Genomic DNA, 19,015 nt, shown 5'->3' on the forward strand with positions numbered 1-19,015 from the left:
CCGGCTGCCGGCGGGCCCGTCGGCGCCTACAGCGGGGCGTCGTCCTCGTCGACCGGGACGACGGCCTCCTGCTCGAGGACGTCGGCGGGGTCGGCCTCCCGGTCGCCGACGGGGCGCAGCGGGCTGCCGGCCTCCCCCGGGCGCGCGGACAGCTGCTGCTCCAGGGCGTCGGCCTCGGGCACGTCCTCCGCGGGCGGGGTGGCGTCGCCGGCGAGGGCGACCACCGGCGGGTCGAGCGGGGCCTGCTGCTCGGCGCGGTCGGCGTCGGGCACGTCGTTGCCGGGAGCGGTCACGTCGTCCTCCGTCTCGTCGGGGATGGGGCCGCCCCCATCCTGCCGAACCGGGCCCCGGTGGGCAGTCCCGAGGGGACGCTCACATGACCGCCGGGCACCCGGAGGGCACAATCGGGCGGATGGAGGCGGTCGCCGGGGAGTACGAGTTCGCGCCGCTGCGGATCCCACCGGGCACGTCCCGGTCCGCGGCGGCGACCATGCTGAGCCTGCAGGCGGACACCGGCGGCTGGGAACTGGCCCGGCTGCAGCTGCACGCCGACGGCACGCGCAAGGTGGTCCTGCGCCGCCGGGCCCGGCTGTCCTACCTGCCCAAGCCGCACATCTGACCGCCGCCCCGGCTTGCGGTCGCTGATCACCGGCGCCCGTGGCAGGGTCGCAGGGACCGCCGGAGCCCCCCGGCGGCCCGTGGGAGGGCGGCATGAGAGAGACCCTGACCGACCGGTTCCGGTTCCTGCGCGCCTTCCTGGCCAACCCACGGCAGGTCGGGGCCATCCTGCCCACCTCGCGCTGGGCGGTCCGGGCCATGCTGGACCTGGCCGACGTCCGCCGCGCGGAACTGGTGGTGGAGCTGGGCGCCGGCACCGGGGTGCAGACCGGCGAGATCCTCAACCGGCTCGCCCCCGGCGCGCGGCTGGTGTCGCTGGAGATCGACCCGGACCTGGCCAAGCTGCTCGAGGAGCGCTACGACGACCCGCGGCTGACCGTCGTCTGCGACTCCGCGGAGAACCTCGACGCCCACCTGGGCGGCAAGCGGGCCGACGTGCTGGTCTCCGTGCTCCCCTACACCTCGTTCGACGCCGGCCTGCGCCGCCGAGTCCTGGACCTGCTGCCGGTCGCCCTCGCACCCGGCGGGGTGCTCCTCGTGCTGCAGTACTCACCGTTCATCCTGGGCGAGCTGCGCCGCCGCTTCCCGTCGGTGCAGCAGACGATCACGCCGTGGAACGTGCCGCCGGCGTTCATCTTCGTCTGCCGCGCCGACGCGTCCTGACGCCGGCACGTCGAACGGCCCGGCACGTCGGTCGGCTCAGCGCATCGACGGCGGCCGCAGCGCCTCCGGGACGACGGCGGTCTCGCCTCCTTCGGTCCGCGCGCTGGGCACGCCCTTGAACCGGTAGGGCACGGTGCCGACGCCGGGCTGGACGACGTAGGCCGCGCCCGGCTCCCCCGACGCCCAGGCCATGACCATCGCGTCGGCGACCTCCTCGGCGGACAGCACCGGGAAGCCGGCCTGCGTGAACTGGTCGCGGATCCGGTCGATGATCGCGGTGTCGGCGAACCCCGGGCAGACGGCGGTGATCGTCGTCCCCTCGCGGGCCAGCCGCGGGGCCATCGACCGAACGAACGCGATCGCCCCGCCCTTGGCCACGCTGTAGCCCGGGTCGGTGGCCATCGGCGAGAGGCCGGCCAGCGACGCGGTGACGACGATCGCGCCGCCCCCGGCCCGCCGGATCGCCGGGCGGGCCGCCACCGCGCCGTAGACCACGCCGAACAGGTCGACGTCCACCACGTGCAGGAACTCGTCGAGGTCGAGCTCGTCGTCGCTCGTGGCCGCGGAGATGCCGGCGTTGAGGTAGGCGGCGTCCAGCCGCCCGTGCTGCGCCTCGATCCGCTCGACCAGCGCGGCGTTGGCGGCGCGGTCGGTGACGTCGAGCGGCTCGAAGTGCGCCCCGAGGTCGGCGGCGGTGGCGCGGGCCCGCTCGCCGTCGAGGTCGGCGAGGACGACGGTGACCTCCCGCTCGGCGAGCTTCGCGGCGAGGGCGCGGCCGAAGCCGCCGGCCCCCCCGGTGATCAGTGCGACGGAACCGGGACGCGGTGTGCTGTCGGTCACCCGAGCATCAGACCACGGCCGCTGTCGGCGCGAGCGCGGCGTCGACGGCGGCGGTGACGTGCAACCGGGCAGAGGGCAGCAGCGGCACCGGGCTGTCGCCGGGGCCGAGCAGCAGCTCCAGCTCGGTGCAGCACAGCGCGACGGCGTCCGCGCCCCGGTCGGCCAGCCGGCGGACGACGGCGCGCAGGTCGGCGCGGGTGCGCTCGGACAGCACGCCCCGGCACAGCTCGTCGAAGACCGCGGCGTCCACGCGGTCGACGTCGTCCTCCGGCGGCACCAGCACCGTGAGGCCCGCGGCCTCAAGGCGCTCGCGGTGGAAGGGTGCGCGCACGGTGCCGGCCGCGCCGAGCAGGCCCACCGTGGGGCCGGGCGCGGCGGCGGCCACCGGGTCGGCGATGTGCAGGAACGGCACGGTCAGGGCCGCCTCGATCGCCGGCGCCGTCCGGTGCATGTAGTTGGTGCACAGCAGCACCAGCTCGGCGCCAGCGGACTCCAGGGTCCGCGCCTCGGCGGCGAGCAGCGCGGCGGCGTCGTCCCAGCGGTCCTGGAGCTGGCAGTCCCGGACGGCGCGGAAGTCCAGGCTGCGCACCAGCAGCGACGCGCTGGCCAGCCCGCCCAGCCGCTCGCGCACCAGCTCGTTGGCGATGCGGTAGTACAGCGCCGTCGACTCCCAGCTCATCCCGCCCAGCAGCCCGATCGTCCTCATGCGGCCAGGCTGCCGCCCCGGGAGGGTGCCGTCGAGGCCGCGAGGTCGACGTCCTCCCCCAAGCGCTGCTTGGATGTCGCACCGTGGACCCCCGCCGGCTGCTCGTCTTCCGCGAGGTCGCCCGTGCCGGGTCGCTGGCCGGCGCGGCCCGCGCCCTGGGCTGGACGCAGCCGGCGGTGAGCCAGCAGGTCCGGGCGCTGGAGCGCGAGACCGGGACGGCGCTGGTGCTGCGCCAGGGCCGGGGCGTGGCCCTCACCGAGGCCGGCCGGGTGCTGCTGCGGCACGCCGAGGGGGTCGCCGACCGGCTGGCCGCGGCCGAGCAGGAGATCGCGGCGTTCACCGGCCTCGCCGCGGGCGTCGTCCGGCTGGCCGCCTTCCCCACCGCCGCGGCGGTGCTGCTGCCGCCCGCGCTGGTCGCGCTGCGCGAGCGCGCGCCCGCCCTGCAGGTGCACTTCGCCGAGCAGGAGCCGCCGGAGGCCGAGGCGGCCGTGCGCAGCGGGGAGGCGGACCTGGCGCTGGTGTTCCGCCACGCGGAGGACGAGGACGCCGTCCCCGGCGACCTGCTGCGCGAGCCGCTGGGGGCCCATCCGGTCCACGCCGTCGTCCCGGCCGGGCGCCCGTTGCCGGGCACGCTGGCCGACCTGCGCGACGAGCCGTGGATCGCCGGGTGCGTGCGCTGCCGCGGTCACCTGCTGCGCTGCGCACGGCGGGCCGGGTTCACCCCCGACGTCCGGTTCGCCACCGACGACCACGTCGTGGTGCAGCGCCTCGTGGGCCGGGGCCTCGGCGTCGCGCTGCTGCCCAGCTGGGCGCTGGCGGCGAGCACGCAGCCCGGGGTGGTCGCCGTCGACCTGCCCGACGTCGACGGCCGGGTGGTCGAGACGCTGGCCCGCCCGGACGCCCGGCGGGTGCCCGGCGTCGCCGCCCTGCTGGCCGCGCTGCGCGCCGCGGCCTGAGCCTCAGGCGCTGCGGAGGAACCGGTCGAGCACCCGGATGCCGAAGCGCAGCGACTCCACCGGCACCCGCTCGTCGATGCCGTGGAACAGCGAGGCGAAGTCCAGGTCCGGCGGCAGCCGCAGCGGGGAGAACCCGAAGCAGCGCATGCCCAGGCGCTCGAAGCTCTTGGCGTCGGTGCCGCCGCTCATCGTGAACGGCACCGGGCGGGCGCCGTCGTCCTCGGCCTTCAGCGCGGCGACCATCGCGTCGACCAGCGGACCGTCGAACGTCGTCTCCACGGCCTGGTCGTGCACCAGCCACTCGCGCTGCACGCCCTCACCGATCAGGCCGGCCAGCTGGCGCTCGAACTCCTCCTCCTGCCCGTAGAGGAAGCGGCCGTCGACGGTGGCGCTGGCGGTGCCGGGGATGACGTTGGCCTTGTAGCCGGCGTCGAGCATCGTGGGGTTGACGGTGTTGCGCAGGGCCGCGCCGACCATCCGGCTGATGCTGCCGAGCCGGGCGAGGGCCTGCTCGGGCTGGTCGGGGTCGATCTCGATGCCGTAGGCGTCCTCGACCGCGGCGAGGAACTGCCGCATCGGCGGGGTGAGCGTGGTGGGCAGCCGCGCCGAGCCGAGGCGGGCGACGGCCTGGCAGAGCCGGGTGACGGCGTTGTCGTCGTGCACGAACGAGCCGTGGCCGGGCCTGCCGCCGGCGGTCAGCCGCATCCAGGCCAGGCCCTTCTCGGCGGTCTGCACGAGGTAGAGACGCAGGTCGTCGCGGACGGTGATGGAGAACCCGCCGACCTCGCTGATCGCCTCGGTGCAGCCCTCGAACAGGTCGGGGTGCTCCTCGACGAGGAAGCGGGCGCCGAGCTTCCCGCCGGCCTCCTCGTCGGCGACGAACGCCAGGACGACGTCCCGCGGCGGCTGGACGCCGGTGCGGGCCCAGTCGCGGACGAGCGCGAGGGTCATGGCGTCCATGTCCTTCATGTCGACCGCGCCGCGGCCCCAGACGTAGCCGTCGCGCTCCTCGCCGGAGAAGGGGTGCACGCTCCACTCGGCGGGATCGGCGGGGACGACGTCCAGGTGGCCGTGGACGAGCAGGGCTGCTCTGCTCCGGTCCTGCCCCGGGATGCGCGCGACCAGGCTGGCCCGCCCCTGCTCCGACTCGTGGACCACGCTGTCGATGCCGACCTCGTCGAGCTTGCCGGCGACCCACTCCGCGGCCGCCCGCTCGCCCTTGCCGGTGGCGGTGTCGCCGGTGTTGGTCGTGTCGATGCGGATGAGGTCGGACAGCAGCTCCGCGACCTCGTCCTGGGCTCGGGCGAGGGGGGCCGGCGGGGTCTCGGACATGCCGACGATCGTGCCACCGGGCCGCCGGTCACCCCGCCGGGTGAGCGGGACTGGACCGGCGGGTCCCGCCTGCCGATGGCTCATCCGTGGGCATACCGGGCGCGCTGCAGGCGCGCGATCCGCAGGCGGCGGCGCGCAGCTCGACGCTGATCCTGCTGGTCTGCGCCGCGGTGGTCACCGGCTTCGCCGTCTCCACCCAGCACGACGCGGGCCCGAGCGTCCTCGCCGCCCACGGGGCGGCCGTGGTCGCGCTGCTCGGCGTCGCGGGCGCCTGCCGTCTGACCACGGCGGAGCGGTACGACCGGCTCGGGCTGGGACTGCTCACCGCGGTCGGCGGTGTCGTGCTGATCTGCGCGCTCAACCTGGTCTCGCGCGACGCCTCGGCCGCCGCCCAGGCCTTCTTCGCCTTCCCGGTGCTGTGGGGCGGGTCCCACCTGCGCCCGGCGGGGGTGGTGGTCACGACCGGCGTGGCGGTGGCCGGCGAGGCGGTGACGCTGTTCGCGCTGACGCCCCCGGCCGCCGCCGCCATGGACCTGCTCTTCTTCGGCTCGGTGCTGGTCGTCATGGCGGTGATGCTGGTGCGGGCGGGCCGGGTGCAGCAGCGGCTGGTGGGCGCGCTGGAGCAGCAGGCCACGGTCGACGCGCTGACCGGCCTGGTCAACCGCCGGGTGTTCGACGCGGCCCTGGAGCGCACGCTGACCCGGCCGGCCGGGGCCGGCACCGCACTGGTCCTGGTCGACGTGGACAGCTTCAAGACGGTCAACGACTCGTACGGCCACCCGGTCGGGGACGACGTCCTGGTGCACCTGGCCGGCATCCTGCGCAGCCACGTGCGGGCCGAGGACGCCGTCGTGTCCCGGCTCGGTGGTGACGAGCTCGCCGTCCTGCTGCCCGGCTCCCCCTCGGACGCCGCCGCGCGACGAGCCGAGGAGCTGCTGGAGGCGGTCCGCTCGACGCCGCTGCCCCTGCCGGACGGCACGCTGCTGTCCCTGTCGGTCAGCGTCGGCGTCGCCCACGTGCCCCCGGGACCGGGCGACCTGCGGGCCCTCTACTCGGCCGCCGACGCCGCCCTCTACGAGGCGAAGCGGGCCGGCCGTGGCCGCGTCACGGTCGCGGCCTGACCTCCCCGGACGGACGGGAGGGGGTGCCTCGTCCTCGCGATCCGGTCGGGTAAGGTTGCACCGCACTCGTCCGGGTGGCGGAATGGCAGACGCGCTAGCTTGAGGTGCTAGTGCCCTTTATCGGGCGTGGGGGTTCAAGTCCCCCCTCGGACACAACTGCGATGTCGCGGGACACCGTTCACGGGTGTACCGCGACATCGTTCACGTTCGGGGCTGTGGTTGGTAGTCGCGGTCTGGGTCCAGCTGTAGGTCGCGGAGCAGTCGTCCGCTGGTGCTGAGCACGCGGACGTGCAGGTCGTGGACCACGACGAGCACTGACGTGCCGGCGTATCGGCGGCCCAGCCCGATGTGGTGCAGCCGGCTGTTGTGCCGCAGGGTCAGCGTGCCGTTGGTGTCGATCTCGTCGTGGCGGACCCGGAAGTGACCCCCGATCAGCGGAATGCCGGAGGCGGTGGCCTTGGGTCGGGCGGCGTAGATGTCCTCGAACTTCTCCTGCGCGATGTAGAGGTCGTCGACTCTCCGCCCGTCAGGACCGTGGACGGGCACCGGGCGCAGCGCCGACCCGAGCTCGTTGCCCGGGTACTTCCCGGCCAGCTCGCCGGTGCTCTCGCCTTCCTCGAGCAGGAAGCTGGCGACGTACACCAGCGCCTTCACCCGCGGGTGCCCGTCGGCTGCCTCGCCCATCACGCTGCCGCCGTAGGAGTGGCCGGCGACGACGATCGGCCCGTCCACACCCTCCAGGAGGTCGCGCAGGAACTCGGCGTCGCTGTGCAGAGCGCGGAGCGGGTTGGCCACCCCGATCACCGGACAGCCGTCCCGCCGAGCCGGGCGATCACGTCGTTCCAGCTCGACGAGTCGGCGAAGGCCCCGTGCACGAGCACCACCGTGGGCTCGGCGTCGGTCCGGGCCTCGAGCGTGCTGCTGGTCATCGGTTCTTCCTCTCGGTCAGCGGGCGACCCCCGTCGTCGCCCGTCCGGTCGTACGCCAGGTCCGGGCGTCACGGGGCGATGACGAGCTCGGCGATGAGATCGCCGTCCATCGCGATGCGGTAGCCCAGTTCGACGACGCCGCCGGGGAAGTCGCCCTCCAGGCGGTTGGTGGCGACCCAGTGCGCGTCGTCGACGCGCTGAGCACCGACGAGCTCGGTGGTGTAGCTGAACTCGGCTCCGGCCTCGGACAGGAAGCCCCGGATCTCCTCGGTCCCCCGGTAGGTCGTGCCGTCGTCGACGACCACCGCGGTCGGGGTGAAGGCTCGGAGCGCGGCGTCGGCGTCACGGGCCACGTGCGCGGCGAGGTAGCCGCGGATCACCGCGGGCAACTGGTCGGGCTGGATGCTGGTCGGTGTGGTCATGCATCGACCGTGCGTCCTCCCGGCGCGGGAGGGTCAAGCGCTGGACACTCCCCCCAGGAGAGGGTGCACAGTGCTGCGGTGCTGGCGATCGGCGAGTTCTCCCGGCTGACCCACCTGAGCGTGCGCACCCTCCGCCGGTACCACGACGCGGGCCTGCTGGAGCCGGCGACCGTGGACGACGCGACCGGCTACCGCTACTACAGCGCGGACCAGATCCCGACCGCCCAGGTCATCCACCGCCTGCGCGAACTCGACGTCCCCCTGTCCGACGTCCAGCGCATCCTGCGCTCCCCCGACCCGGGCACCCGTGCCGCTCTGGTCTCCGACCACCTGCAGCGGCTCGAGTCCGAGCTGGACCGCACGCGGGCCGCGGTGGCGTCGCTGCGCCGGCTGCTGCGGCCGGAACCGGCCCGGATGGACGTCGAGGTGCGCGCGGTGCCGGCCACCACCGTGGCCGCGGTCGAGGATGACGTGGCGCACGACCGACTCCTCGCCTGGTACGCCGGCGCGATGGCCGAGCTGGACGCCGTGGTCGGCGAACCGACCGGCGTCCCGGGAGGGCTGTACGACAACGCGCTGTTCGAGGTCGGCCACGGGCACGTGCTCGTGTACCGGCCGACGGCGCGGGCCCCGCGCAGCGGTCGCGTGCACCCGGTGACCCTGCCGGCCGTCGAGCTGGCCGTCGCGACGCACGACGGCGAGCACGACGACATCGACGTCACCTACGGCGAGCTGGGTGCCTGGGTGGTGGCCAACGCGCTGGCGATCGCCGGACCGGTGCGGGAGACCCACCTGGCCGGCCCGCGCGACACTCCCGACCCGTCGGCCTGGCGGACCGAGATCGGCTGGCCGGTCTTCCGCGTGACTCCGCGCTGATGGTTCCGGTCGCCCCCGGGACCACGGTCTCCGAACGGTCTGCCCGTGCCGGACATCCGGACACCTGACCAGCGGCTCCGCGTCCGGCGGGATCGGCAGGACCGCCCGACGCCGGCCGCCGCTGGCCCGACCGGACCAGCGTGTCCTCCTCCTGGAGACCGCGGAGCTGTCACGAACGCGTCGCCAGGCCCTGCCGCAGCTCGTCCATGGCTCGTGCGAGGCTCACTCGCGGTGCCCAGCCCCACCCCCGCGCGCGGTCGGTGAGCAGCTGCCCGGTCCAGACCGGCTCGTCGGTCCACTCGGGCGCGACGCCCAACGCATCGGTCACCGTGCCGAAGTAGTCCCGCCATGTCGCAGGCTCGCCCGCGACGATGACCGGGGTCGTGCCACCGGCCACGGGACCTCGGTCCGGGTCGTCGGCGGTCGCCACGGCGCCCGTGGCGACGTCCGCGATCAGGGCCGTCAGGTCGTCGACGTGCACCCAGGCCCAGGTCTGGGACGGGTTCGCTCGGCGCTCACCGCCGCGGACCTCCTGCGGTCGCAGCGTGTTCCAGACCGACGTGTCGCCGGCGCCCATGATCGCCGGCGGGCGGACCAGCACGGTCGTGAGCCCGCCGATCCGCGCGAGCGCGGCGTCGGTGGCGTTCTTGGTGTCGGGGTAGTCGCCACTCCCCTCGGGCAGCAGGGCACCGTCCTCGGCCACGTCCCCGACGCCGGCGGAGCGGTCGTAGACCCCGGCCGTGGACACGTGCACGAGCCGGGGGACGCCGGCGTCCCGGGCAGCCCGAGCGAGGACCGGCGTGCCCTCGACGGCCACCCGGTGCTGCACCTCTCGGGACGAGCCCATCGGGTGGACCGTCGTGACGACCGCGTCGGCGCCCTGGGTCACCGCGCGGGCGTGGCCCTCGTCGGCGAAGTCGCCGACGTGCTCGGTGACTCCGTCGAGCGCGGGCGCGCTGCCGGCGCGGCGGACGACGGCGCGCACCCGCGCCGACCGCTCGACGAGCGCCCGGCACACCGTGCTGCCCACCAGCCCGTTCGCACCGGTCACCACGACGACGGGAGAGAGAGTGGCCATGTCGCCCACACTGTCAGCGACCACACGACGGCGCCCGCTGCACGGCGCGTCGCAGCGTCGAGGAGCCGCTGTGCTGGGACTCGGGAGTCACCGCCCTGCACGACGGGATCAGTGACGCGCCGTCCTCGACGACGGCGTGCTCGACCGGGTGGTGCGCAATCCGCCCACGGCTACGGCTGGCGTCTGCCCGGGCCCACCCCGACGCGCGTGCGTATGCAGCGTGTCCCCCCTCGGACACCGAGTCGGACCCATGGCTCCACCGTGGGCTTCTCGCCTACCCGCCGCTCGGCCGGGGCGGATCCCTCGCCCGAGCCGCGACCACTGTCCGGCCGCAGCAGGTCCTCCGTCGGTCCGCGCCGCTCCGGCGGAGAAGCGCGAAACCAGGTGTGCGCCTACGGGGCGCGCTGACAGGCTCTCGGCATGCCGTCGAGCACCGTTGGTCCACCGTTCGACCAGTTCGCGGCAACCGCGGAGGCGGTTGCGCAAGCACGTCCGGAGGTGGATCTCGAGACGGCCCGCGAGGTCTTCCTCGAGGTGGCAACTCTGCTCCACAACGGCCTCGCCCTGGACGGTCTGGACGACCACGACGCCGGAGCCGTCGTCGCTGGGCTGTGCGTCGACCTCGTTGCTGCGGAGCCCGGCGCCGCGGTGCGCGCGCGTTCCCGAGCGACGTCGGAGAGTCCTGGAGACCTGCACGACCCAGAAGGTGTGTCCGCGGCCTACCTGACGGCGGCAGCGATCCTGCAGCTCTGATCGGTCGCTCCGCACCCGTGCGCCGGGACCTCGATGTCACAGATGGCCGGGGCTGTCTCGTCACCGGACCGAGAGCCAATCTCGGGATCGGGAAGGTGATGGTCATGCGGGTGTTCGTGGCCGGTGGTACCGGGGTCATGGGGCGGCGGCTGGTGCCGCAGCTCGTGGCCCGCGGCCACCAGGTGACGGCTACGACGACGGGCTCGGGCAAGGTGGGCCTGCTGGAGCAGCTGGGCGCCGATGGTGTCGTGATGGACGGGCTGGATGCGGTGTCGGTCGGGAAGGCGGTGGCGGCCGCCCGGCCGGACGCGATCGTGCACCAGATGACCGCGATCAGCCCCGCTCACGCCGGCAAGCCCGACATGAAGCACATGGACCGGTTCTTCGCCACCACCAACCGGCTGCGCACCGAGGGGACCGACCACCTGCTGGCCGCGGCCGAGGCGACCGGCGTCTCCCACGTCGTCGCCCAGGGCCACGCCAGCTGGAACGGGATCCGCGAGGGCGGATGGGTCAAGACCGAGGAGGACCCGCTGGACCCGGGCCCGCCGAGCATGCGCAAGGGGATGGCGGCGATGCGCCACGTGCAGGACGTCGTCGTCGAGGCCGGCGGCGCGGTCCTGCGATACGGCGGGTTCTACGGGCCGGGCGCCACCGATGACGTGGTCGAGCTCGTGCGCAGGCGGCAGTTCCCGCTCGTCGGGGGCGGCACCGGCTACAGCTCGTGGGTGCACCTCGACGACGCGGCGAGCGCGACCGTCCTGGCCGTGGAGCAGAAGGCGACCGGCGTGTTCAACGTCGTCGACGACGAACCGGCGCCGGCCAGTGAGTGGCTCCCCTACCTGGCTGCGTGCACCGGCGCGAAGCGGCCGATGCGGATCCCCACCTGGCTGGCCAGGCTGTTGGCCGGGGACGTGGCGGTGACGATGATGACCGAGGGGCGCGGTTTCTCCAACGCCAAGGCCAAGCGCGAGCTCGGCTGGGAGCTGCGCTATCCGTCGTGGCGGCAGGGCTTCAGGGAAGGGTTGGCGTGACCCGGGCCGAGGAGTTCGAGGAGCTGCGGTCGCTGCTGTTCGCGATCGCCTACCGGATCCTCGGCAGCGTGAGCGAGGCCGAGGACGCGGTCCAGGAGACCTGGCTGCGCTTCGAGTCCTCCCCGACACGACCCACGTCGACCAAGGCCTTCCTCTCGGCCGTCGTCACCCGGATCTCGATCGACGTGCTGCGCTCGGCCCGCGTGCGGCGGGAGGAGTACGTCGGGCAATGGCTCCCCGAGCCGCTGCTCGACGACCCCTATGAGGATCCGGCGCGCTCGGCGGAGTTAGCCGACTCGGTGTCGATGGCGGCCCTGCTGCTGCTCGAGCGGCTCAGCCCGCTCGAGCGCGCGGTCTTCGTGCTGCGGGAGGTGTTCGGCTTCGGTTTCCCCGAGGTCGCGTCGGCGGTGGGGAGGTCGGAGGCGGCGTGCCGCCAGCTCGCGGTGCGGGCGCGCCGCCACATGGACGCCGGGCGCCCTCGGTTCGAGGCCGACCGGAGGGAGCGCGAGGAACTCGCCAAGCGGTTCTTCGACGCCTTCACCGAAGGGGACGTCGACGGCCTGCGGGAGCTGCTCGCCGCCGACGTCCAGCTGGTCGGGGACGGCGGCGGCAAGGCCCCGCAGCTGGCCAGGGCCGTCATCGGCGCCGCGAAGGTGGCCCGGCTGCTCGCCTCGATCGCCCCTCCGCTGGTCCGGATCGACGTGACGTTCGAGCCGCACGAGATCAACGGCCAGCCGGGCGCGATCTTCCGCGACCGGGACGACAAGGTCCTCTTCACGTGGACGCTCGACGTACTCGACGGGCGGATCCAGACGATCCACTCGCTGATCAACCCCGACAAGCTCGGGCACCTGGGTCCGGTGGCGGACGCCTGGGCCGTCACCCGCGAGGTGAGCCAGGCTCGCCGGCGCACCGATTGACTCGAGGACGGAACGGGTCAGGCAGAGTCCAGCGACTGCGAACTGCGGCGGGCTCGTCGAGGCGCTCCCGAGGACGACAGCCGGTGGTTCGCCCACATCAGACGGAACCGGGCGCGGCCCTCGAGAACTGCTCGGAGATCGTCGACTCCTCCGAGCCGGCAGGTGAGAGCGACTGGGAGTACTCGCTTCCTCGACGCACATGGGAGCTGCGAGATGCGCGTGGTGCTGTCGACGTACGGGTCGCGAGGGGACGTCGAACCGATGGTGGCGCTCGCGGTGCGGTTGCAGGCACTCGGTGCGCAGGTGCGGATGTGCGCACCTCCGGACGAGGAGTTCAGGGAGCTGTTGATCCGCGGAGGCGTGCCGCTGGTGCCGTTCGACAGACCATGGCGCTCGTGGGAGCGGCCACCGACTGCCGGGGAGCGCCAACAGCGCGTGGCTGACTTCATCGCCGCGCAGTACGAGACGGTGGCCGAGACGGCAGCAGGATGCGACGTGGTCGTGGCAACCGCCATGTCGCAGTTCGTCGGGCCGTCGGTGGCCGAGGAGCTGGGCATCCCGTACCGGTGCGTGCTCTTCTGCCCTGACGTGCTGGATGGCCTGGATGGCCAGGGTTTCGACGAGTTGTTCGGTGCGCCGATCAACTCGCACCGGGCATCGATCGGTCTGCCACCGGTTGGGAACGTCGGCGAGTTCGTGTTCACGGCCCGGCCGTTGCTGGCCGCCGACCCCGCCCTGGGCCCGTGGCGTGGGCCGGAGAGCGTCGGTGTCGTGCAGACCGGTGCGTGGATCCTGCCCGACGAACGCCCACTCCCGGCCGAGCTGCTCGCGTTCCTCGATGCCGGCGACCAGCCGGTGTACGCGGGGTTCGGCAGCATGCGAACCGTCGATGAGGACAGCGCGCGGGTCGCCATCGAGGCGATCCGTGCGCAGGACCGCCGCGTGCTCCTCGGTCGCGGCTGGGCGGGCTTGGCTCCGATGGACGACCAGGATGACTGCTTCGTCATCGGGGAGGTCAACCAGCAGACGCTGTTCGACCGGGTGGCTGCCGTGGTGCACCACGGTGGTGCGGGAACCACGACCACGGCGGCCCGCGCCGGCGCGCCGCAGGTGGTGGTGCCCCAGGGGGGTGATCAGGTCTACTGGGCCGGTCGGGTGGCCGAGCTCGGCATCGGCGCTGCTCACGACGGGCCGACGCCGACCGTCGAATCCCTGTCAGCCGCGCTCGGGACGGCGCTGACCGCTGAGACCTGCGCACGAGCGACCGCGGTGGCCGCTGACGTTCGCATCGACGGGGCGACGACAGCCGCGGAGCTCGTGGTCGCCGGCGACGCAGCCCACCGGCTGTGAGCCGGTGACCACGCCCTGTCCCGCCCGAGACCCCGATCGGGTGTGACACGGTTCCCCCACAGGCATCCCCCGGGTTCGCCGACATCGCGGAGCTCCCGGGCGACTTCCGTTCCGATGCCCCGTCGTCGCCCCGGCGCGACAGCCACTCGAGCGCGTTCTCGGCAGCGCCCGTCATCGACCCACTGTCGCCAGGCGACACCCGATCGCTCCCGGATCCCGTCATCAGGTCTCCTTGCCGGGGACGAGGCGGCCCCGGCCGCCGGACATGAGAACCCACGATGAACCGGCAGCAACTCCTGGGCCGGACGGATCTCACCGAACTGCTGCATCAGCCGCCCTCGTCGGCCACGGCACGACGCCACTCGGCTCCTTCGCCTTCGCCTTCGCCTTCGCCTTCGTCATCGGGCCGGCCGGTTGCCCCCACGCCGACTGCTGCGCCGTCCACCCGACCTCGCCGGCGCCCCGAGGGCCCGGGGACTCCAGGCCCGGGCCGGCGGCATCAGCAAGACGTTCGTGCCCGAGTCGACGCTGGCTGCGGCCCATGGCGGAGAGTGGACCGCAGGCGCCGGTGTCGGCTTCGTCAAGGCCCTCGGGGTGCTCGAGCTACTGGCTGCAGTCGGCCTGATCCTGCCTGCCCTCGTCGACGTCGCACCGGTCATGGTGCCGGTGACCGCCGTCTGCTGGGTCGCGCTCATGATCGGCGCGATGATCACTCATGCGCGCCTCGGCCAGTCCACGCTCGTGGTGCTGAACCTGGCCTGTCTCGCGCTCGCGGCCTTCATCGCCTGGGGCCGCTTCGGCCCTGAGTCGTTCGTGGCTCGACGAGGACCGAGCGAGAAGCAGGACCCGGCCGGGACCTCGGTCGTCCGCTCGAGCCGCCGGCGCTTCCCACACCGGCACATCCGACGGCGCAGACGGAGTTGCCGGCTCCGTCGTCACCCCCGGGGAGAACCAGCACGTCCCCTCTCGCCGATGCTGACCGGGACGGCGTCCCCGTGCGGGACCAGAACGACCCGCGTGGTCACCACCAGCCGCACGACCAGTGCGGGACGGTAGGGGAACGGTTCCGTGCCGTCTGCACCGCTGCCACGCTTGCTCGGGTGACCACCCGCGATCCCCCGCGCATCGACGTGCTGGGCAGGACGGCGGAACGGCGCGTCCTGGCGGGTGTCATCGACACCGTGCGCAGTGGCCGGAGCGGCGTACTGGTGATCCGGGGTCAGGCAGGCATCGGCAAGACGACGTTGCTCGACGACGCCGTCCGCGCCGTCCCTGTCCAGGTGTTGCGGGCTCGAGGCGTCCAGGCGGAGTCCGAGCTGCCCTTCGCCGCGCTCCACCAGCTCCTCCAGCCGATCTTCCGGCACATCGAGACACTGCCGGCTCACCAGCGCCGGACGTTGCGGATCGCACTGGGCATGGAGTGCGGTCCGGACGGCGCCGCCCCCGGCGACAGGTTCCTCGTCGCCGTCGCAGTGCTCGGGGTCCTCGACGCGGCGGCCGAGGAGGCCCCGGTGGTGTGCCTGGTCGACGATGCGCAGTGGCTGGACCAGGCCTCGGCTGCCGCCCTGCTCTTCGTGGCCCGCAGGCTCGGCGCGGAACCGATCGGCATCCTCTTCGCCGTCCGGGAACCGGACCTGCGGGAGTTCCCGCCGACCGACCTCCCCGAGCTGCGCGTCGAGGGGCTGGACGCGGAGGCAGCCGACACCCTGCTCGCCGAGCACACCGGGATCGCGATCGACGCCCGGGTCCGCAGCACGCTCGTGCGGTGGACCGGCGGCAACCCGCTGATGCTGGACCAGTTGCCGTCCCTCCTGTCACCTGATCAGTTGGCCGGCCGCAGTCCCCTCCCGACGCCTCTCCCGTTGCCTCGCTCGGTGGAGCGCCTGTTCACCGGTCAGGTGCGCGCGCTGCCCGACGGGACGCGGACCCTGCTCCTCGTCGCTGCGGCCGAGGACGGCGGACGGCTGGATCGTGTGCTCGCCGCGGGGCGCGTCCTCGGCGTGCCGGACACCGCGCTGGAGCCCGCGGAACGGACCGGCCTCGTGGCGGTCCGTGCTGACGAGGTCGTCTTCGCCCACCCGCTCGTCCGGTCCGCGGCCTACCACGCCGCCACGAGCGTGGAACGCCGCCGGGCCCACCTGGCGCTCGCCCGGGCGGCGGCGGACACCGGGGACGTCGACCACCGCGCCTGGCACGTCGCCGCAGCCGCGCAGGGACCCGACGAGGACGTGGCCGCCGAACTGGAGTCGCTGGCGGTACGGGCCGGTGGCCGGGGTGGCCTCGAAGCGGCGACAGCCGCGCTGGAGCGCGCTGCGGAGCTGAGCCCGGACGGCGCCGCCCGCAGCCGTCGGTTGTTGTCGGCCGCACGGAGCGCGTGGCTGGCCGGTCAGCTGGGCCACGTCGCGGCACTGCTGCAGGTCGCCCGCCCCCTGGCCTCCCAACCGCTCGTTCTCGCCGACGTCGACCAGCTGAGGGGATGGCTGGAGTTCAGCGTCGGCGACCCTGGCGCGGCGTCCCGGATCCTCCTCGACGCGGCTCTCGAGGTCACGCCCTCGGATCCACGGCGGACACGGCGGATGCTGGCGGCGGTGGCCGAGTCCGCGTGGTTGGAGTCCGACCGCCCGCTGGCGGTGCGGATCCGTGAGGCGATGACCGGGCTGCCCCCTCCGGACGACGTCCCGGACCGCTGGGCAGCAGACCTGCTCCGCGGCTTCCTCGCCTTCCTCGAGGGCGACGTGGCCGGGGCTGTCCGCGCGCTGGGCGTGGCCCTCCGCACGGCTCAGCACACCCAGGAGGAGCACCTGCTCCGGGACGCCGCCCAGCACGCCCTCTACCTCGGCGACGACGATGCCGCGCTGCGGCTCAGTGCCGGTGAGGTGGCACGGGCCCGCGCGCTGGGGGCGGCGGCAGAGCTGCTGTTCTCCCTCCCCCGCCTGGCTCACGCCGAACTCCTGCACGGCAACTGGACCGCTGCTGCTGCTGACGCCGCCGAGGCCGTGCGGCTGGCAGAGGCCACCGGCCAGCCCGGACTCGCCGCGCTCCCCCTGGCGTGGCTGTCCCTCGTCTCCTCCATGCGCGGCGCGCGGTCCGGTGCGGATGACCCCGCCGGCCGGCTGGAGGCGCTGGCCCGAGCACACGGACTGGGCGTGTTCCGGCTCCCGGCCCTGGAGATCCTGCGCTGGGGACGTGCGACGGAGAAGCTGGTCGCGGCTCGACCGGGCTCCGCCTACGTGCTGCTCGAAGGCCTTCGACACCCTGTGGTCACCACCATGGCCGCCGTGGACCTGGTGGAGGCCGCGGTGCAGTCCGGACACCGGGACGTCGCGCAGCAGCGGCTGGCGAGGATGGAGACCCTCGCCGCCGCCACCGGCGCGCCGTGGGCGCTGGCGGTGGCTGCGCACGGCCGCGGCGTGCTGTCCGAGGGCGCGGTGGCGCAGGAGCACTTCGAGGAGGCGCTGCACCACCACGGGACCGCAGGCCGCCTGTTCGCGCGAGGCCGCACCCACCTGGCCTACGGGGAGGCCCTGCGGCGGGCTCGGCACCGGGTGGCTGCGCGCGGCCACCTGGCGGCCGCCCTCGACGTCTTCGACGCCCTGGGTGCCTCGCAGTGGACCGAGCGGACCCGCCTGGAGCTCCGGGCCTGCGGTGAATCCGCCGGACGACGCGACCCGTCGGCCCTCCTCGAGCTCACACCACAGGAGCTCCAGGTCGCTCGTTTCGTGGCCAGCGGCCTGCCGACCAGGGCCGTGGCCGCCCAGCTGTTCCTCAGCCCCCGCACCGTCGACTTCCACCTCCGCAACGTCTTCACCAAGCTCGGCATCAGCTCGCGAGCGCAGCTCGCCGCCCATCACCTCGGCTGACCGGTCCCACCGATCCCGGCATTTTCGCCGGTGCCTGCGGCTGCCGCCGGCTCCTGGCGTCGACCCGTCCGGTCGCACCACCCGAGGGGGCCGTCGTGACCACCGACCTCAAGCACGGACCCGCGATGATCAGGAGTTCCCGCGATGATGGTCCTCGTCGTCCTGGCCGGCACGTACGTCCTCACGCGTCTGCTCCCCCGGCGGGGACGGTCACTGTCCTCATCTGACTCCGCGAGGGTCGCCATGACGACGGCCCTGACGTTCACCGGCGTCAGCCACCTCGCGCGGCCGGAGCCGTTCGTGCGCACCTGCCCGGGTTCGTGCCGGCACCCCGGCAGGTCGTCCTCGCCACGGGGATCCTCGAGTTGCTGCTCGGAACCGGGCTGGTCGCCCCCAGCCGCTGGCGCCGCGAGGTCGCCCTGGCACTCGCGGCCCATCTGGTGGCCGTGTTCCCCGCCAACGTCTACGTCGCCGTGGCCGGCGTCCGGGTGGAGGGTCTGCCCGGCGCCTCGCACCCCTGGCTGCGCCTGCCGCTCCAGGCCGTCTACGTCGCCTGGGCGTTCTGGGCGGTGCCCGGCTCGTGGGACCTGGCGCGCACCTGGGCGCGGCGGCTGCAGCGGGGCATCGCTGCCCGTCGACAGACCCTGACCCGCCGCTGACGAGGCAGGCGCAGGCGAGCAGGTTGGCGAAGGCGCTCCCACTCCAGGCCTGCCCGAGCGTGTTCCGACCGGTCGCCACCGTCGAACCCCCGCCGACGAGGTCGAGAGCCAGCAGCCCCGCGACACCGGTCCGCAGCGCACCGCCGTCGTCCGCGTCGTCATGGACAGTCCCTCCCACGACGGATCTCCTCGACCACCACCGTGGACGTCTCCCGACGACCCGTCACCGGGACGAGCTCAGCTCCTCGTCGGCCGACGTCCTCGTCCGGTCCCGCACCAGACCGGCCCCGAGGGTGATCATCCCGGCCACGAGCACCACCGCCCCGACGTACGCCAGATTGACCAGTGCATTGGGCTCGGTCGCCGCGGGGTCGAGCACGGAGAGGAAGAAGGCCACCGGCAGGAGGATCGCCGCGGCCGGGAACGCCAGCCGGACGAACCACCGCGCACGCTCGCCGAGCCGGGTCTCGTCGACGTAGCGGAGCGCCACCAGGGAGAGGATGAGCAGGACGCCGGCATGGGCGTGACCTGCCCGCCACAGGTCCTGGCGCAGCGGGTTGGCCTCGTAAGCAGGGTCGTACACCAGCAGGGAGAGGACGCTGACCCCGCCGATGACGACGGTGGGCATGACGATGAGCAGTACGCCGGCCACCCGCCGAGAAGTCGTGGTCACCGGGCACCTCGCACATCGGGGGTCGAACGCAGCATGGCGGCCTCCCAGGCGCTCGAGGAACGGACGTCCTGCCGACGATCCGGACAGGGCGAACCCGAACGTAGGGAGCTCCGCGTCCTCAGGTAACGGCGGAATTGCCGGGTTCGTGGGTCGGTGTCCGAGCTGGTGCACCGTCAGGGACCCGAGGGCTCCGTTGGTCTCTGCGACCCTCGGAACGCCCGCGCG

The 19,015-nt window shown here is 73.9% G+C and carries 21 protein-coding genes and 1 tRNA gene; 13 read left to right on the plus strand and 9 right to left on the minus strand.

Annotated features, from left to right (window positions below):
• Positions 1-26: 26 nt before the first annotated feature.
• Entirely contained in the window at positions 27-293 is a 267-nt protein-coding gene (locus BLR12_RS06070; protein WP_091374942.1) for a hypothetical protein, read from the minus strand.
• Positions 294-376: 83 nt separating this feature from the next.
• Between BLR12_RS06070 and BLR12_RS06075 the strand changes: the two genes are divergently transcribed.
• Positions 377-619 (plus strand): DUF5703 family protein, encoded by a 243-nt coding sequence (locus BLR12_RS06075; protein ID WP_091374945.1) that lies wholly within the window; start codon positions 377-379, stop codon positions 617-619.
• A gap of 92 nt (positions 620-711) precedes the next feature.
• A complete protein-coding gene (locus tag BLR12_RS06080) occupies positions 712-1,281 on the plus strand; it encodes a class I SAM-dependent methyltransferase (RefSeq protein ID WP_091374946.1) in 570 nt (189 codons plus the stop codon).
• 36 nt (positions 1,282-1,317) lie between these two features.
• Here BLR12_RS06080 and BLR12_RS06085 read toward each other — a convergent pair whose 3' ends face one another.
• Positions 1,318-2,121, minus strand: a complete 804-nt coding sequence (locus BLR12_RS06085; RefSeq protein WP_091374948.1) for an SDR family oxidoreductase — start codon at positions 2,119-2,121, stop codon at positions 1,318-1,320.
• Between the two features lie 7 nt (positions 2,122-2,128).
• Entirely contained in the window at positions 2,129-2,827 is a 699-nt protein-coding gene (locus BLR12_RS06090; RefSeq protein ID WP_091374950.1) for an aspartate/glutamate racemase family protein, read from the minus strand.
• Between the two features lie 83 nt (positions 2,828-2,910).
• On the opposite strand from BLR12_RS06090, the gene BLR12_RS06095 reads away from it, so the two are divergent.
• On the plus strand, positions 2,911-3,783 hold the full coding sequence (locus BLR12_RS06095; RefSeq protein WP_091374952.1) for a LysR family transcriptional regulator: 873 nt from the start codon (positions 2,911-2,913) through the stop codon (positions 3,781-3,783).
• 3 nt (positions 3,784-3,786) lie between these two features.
• Here BLR12_RS06095 and BLR12_RS06100 read toward each other — a convergent pair whose 3' ends face one another.
• Positions 3,787-5,115 (minus strand): M20/M25/M40 family metallo-hydrolase, encoded by a 1,329-nt coding sequence (locus tag BLR12_RS06100; RefSeq protein ID WP_091376495.1) that lies wholly within the window; start codon positions 5,113-5,115, stop codon positions 3,787-3,789.
• 86 nt (positions 5,116-5,201) lie between these two features.
• On the opposite strand from BLR12_RS06100, the gene BLR12_RS06105 reads away from it, so the two are divergent.
• Positions 5,202-6,236, plus strand: a complete 1,035-nt coding sequence (locus BLR12_RS06105) for a GGDEF domain-containing protein (protein WP_255363331.1) — start codon at positions 5,202-5,204, stop codon at positions 6,234-6,236.
• Positions 6,237-6,304: 68 nt separating this feature from the next.
• Positions 6,305-6,389: transfer RNA gene (locus BLR12_RS06110), tRNA-Leu, on the plus strand.
• Positions 6,390-6,437: 48 nt separating this feature from the next.
• On the opposite strand, the gene BLR12_RS24810 is transcribed toward BLR12_RS06110, so the two are convergent.
• From BLR12_RS24810 to BLR12_RS06120, 3 genes are all read right to left on the minus strand, one after another.
• Entirely contained in the window at positions 6,438-7,031 is a 594-nt protein-coding gene (locus BLR12_RS24810) for an alpha/beta fold hydrolase (protein ID WP_218120559.1), read from the minus strand.
• Positions 7,032-7,036: 5 nt separating this feature from the next.
• Positions 7,037-7,165: a hypothetical protein gene (locus BLR12_RS25045; protein ID WP_255363332.1), complete on the minus strand. Its 129-nt coding sequence runs from the start codon at positions 7,163-7,165 to the stop codon at positions 7,037-7,039.
• Positions 7,166-7,233: 68 nt separating this feature from the next.
• Positions 7,234-7,587 carry a nuclear transport factor 2 family protein gene (locus BLR12_RS06120; protein ID WP_091374955.1) on the minus strand — a complete coding sequence of 118 codons (354 nt, stop codon included), beginning with the start codon at positions 7,585-7,587 and terminating at the stop codon, positions 7,234-7,236.
• Between the two features lie 63 nt (positions 7,588-7,650).
• Here BLR12_RS06120 and BLR12_RS06125 point away from each other — a divergent pair, with 63 nt between their 5' ends.
• Positions 7,651-8,463 carry a MerR family transcriptional regulator gene (locus tag BLR12_RS06125; RefSeq protein WP_218120560.1) on the plus strand — a complete coding sequence of 271 codons (813 nt, stop codon included), beginning with the start codon at positions 7,651-7,653 and terminating at the stop codon, positions 8,461-8,463.
• Positions 8,464-8,632: 169 nt separating this feature from the next.
• On the opposite strand, the gene BLR12_RS06130 is transcribed toward BLR12_RS06125, so the two are convergent.
• Positions 8,633-9,541: an NAD-dependent epimerase/dehydratase family protein gene (locus tag BLR12_RS06130; protein WP_091376500.1), complete on the minus strand. Its 909-nt coding sequence runs from the start codon at positions 9,539-9,541 to the stop codon at positions 8,633-8,635.
• A gap of 420 nt (positions 9,542-9,961) precedes the next feature.
• Between BLR12_RS06130 and BLR12_RS06135 the strand changes: the two genes are divergently transcribed.
• The 7 genes from BLR12_RS06135 (at position 9,962) to BLR12_RS06165 (ending at position 18,117) form a co-directional block, all read left to right on the plus strand.
• Positions 9,962-10,294 (plus strand): hypothetical protein, encoded by a 333-nt coding sequence (locus BLR12_RS06135; protein ID WP_143018716.1) that lies wholly within the window; start codon positions 9,962-9,964, stop codon positions 10,292-10,294.
• 104 nt (positions 10,295-10,398) lie between these two features.
• The gene (locus BLR12_RS06140; RefSeq protein ID WP_091376502.1) at positions 10,399-11,328 is read left to right on the plus strand and encodes an NAD-dependent epimerase/dehydratase family protein; all 930 of its coding nucleotides are present in this window, start codon (positions 10,399-10,401) and stop codon (positions 11,326-11,328) included.
• Positions 11,325-12,248, plus strand: a complete 924-nt coding sequence (locus BLR12_RS06145; protein ID WP_091374964.1) for an RNA polymerase sigma-70 factor — start codon at positions 11,325-11,327, stop codon at positions 12,246-12,248. The genes BLR12_RS06140 and BLR12_RS06145 overlap by 4 nt, the downstream gene beginning before the upstream one ends.
• 213 nt (positions 12,249-12,461) lie before the next feature.
• Positions 12,462-13,598, plus strand: coding sequence for a glycosyltransferase (locus tag BLR12_RS06150; protein ID WP_091374967.1), 1,137 nt, complete (start codon positions 12,462-12,464; stop codon positions 13,596-13,598).
• Between the two features lie 414 nt (positions 13,599-14,012).
• Positions 14,013-14,654, plus strand: a complete 642-nt coding sequence (locus BLR12_RS06155) for a DoxX family protein (RefSeq protein ID WP_255363333.1) — start codon at positions 14,013-14,015, stop codon at positions 14,652-14,654.
• A gap of 44 nt (positions 14,655-14,698) precedes the next feature.
• On the plus strand, positions 14,699-17,458 hold the full coding sequence (locus BLR12_RS06160; protein ID WP_176832376.1) for an ATP-binding protein: 2,760 nt from the start codon (positions 14,699-14,701) through the stop codon (positions 17,456-17,458).
• A gap of 320 nt (positions 17,459-17,778) precedes the next feature.
• On the plus strand, positions 17,779-18,117 hold the full coding sequence (locus BLR12_RS06165) for a DoxX family protein (protein ID WP_091374973.1): 339 nt from the start codon (positions 17,779-17,781) through the stop codon (positions 18,115-18,117).
• 223 nt (positions 18,118-18,340) lie between these two features.
• Here the strand turns inward: BLR12_RS06165 and BLR12_RS06170 are convergent, their stop codons facing one another.
• Positions 18,341-18,790, minus strand: a complete 450-nt coding sequence (locus BLR12_RS06170; protein ID WP_218120562.1) for a hypothetical protein — start codon at positions 18,788-18,790, stop codon at positions 18,341-18,343.
• Between the last annotated feature and the right edge of the window lie 225 nt (positions 18,791-19,015).

The sequence above is a fragment of the Geodermatophilus sp. DSM 45219 genome (assembly GCF_900104025.1).
GTDB lineage: Bacteria > Actinomycetota > Actinomycetes > Mycobacteriales > Geodermatophilaceae > Geodermatophilus.

Coding starts and splice junctions, on each gene's coding strand:
- BLR12_RS06075 (WP_091374945.1), top strand. CDS start 377: ATGACCGCCGGGCACCCGGAGGGCACAATCGGGCGGATGGAGGCGGTC.
- BLR12_RS06080 (WP_091374946.1), top strand. CDS start 712: ATGAGAGAGACCCTGACCGACCGGTTCCGGTTCCTGCGCGCCTTCCTG.
- BLR12_RS06090 (WP_091374950.1), bottom strand. CDS start 2,827: ATGAGGACGATCGGGCTGCTGGGCGGGATGAGCTGGGAGTCGACGGCG.
- BLR12_RS06100 (WP_091376495.1), bottom strand. CDS start 5,115: ATGTCCGAGACCCCGCCGGCCCCCCTCGCCCGAGCCCAGGACGAGGTC.
- BLR12_RS25045 (WP_255363332.1), bottom strand. CDS start 7,165: ATGACCAGCAGCACGCTCGAGGCCCGGACCGACGCCGAGCCCACGGTG.
- BLR12_RS06120 (WP_091374955.1), bottom strand. CDS start 7,587: ATGACCACACCGACCAGCATCCAGCCCGACCAGTTGCCCGCGGTGATC.
- BLR12_RS06130 (WP_091376500.1), bottom strand. CDS start 9,541: ATGGCCACTCTCTCTCCCGTCGTCGTGGTGACCGGTGCGAACGGGCTG.
- BLR12_RS06135 (WP_143018716.1), top strand. CDS start 9,962: ATGCCGTCGAGCACCGTTGGTCCACCGTTCGACCAGTTCGCGGCAACC.
- BLR12_RS06140 (WP_091376502.1), top strand. CDS start 10,399: ATGCGGGTGTTCGTGGCCGGTGGTACCGGGGTCATGGGGCGGCGGCTG.
- BLR12_RS06150 (WP_091374967.1), top strand. CDS start 12,462: ATGCGCGTGGTGCTGTCGACGTACGGGTCGCGAGGGGACGTCGAACCG.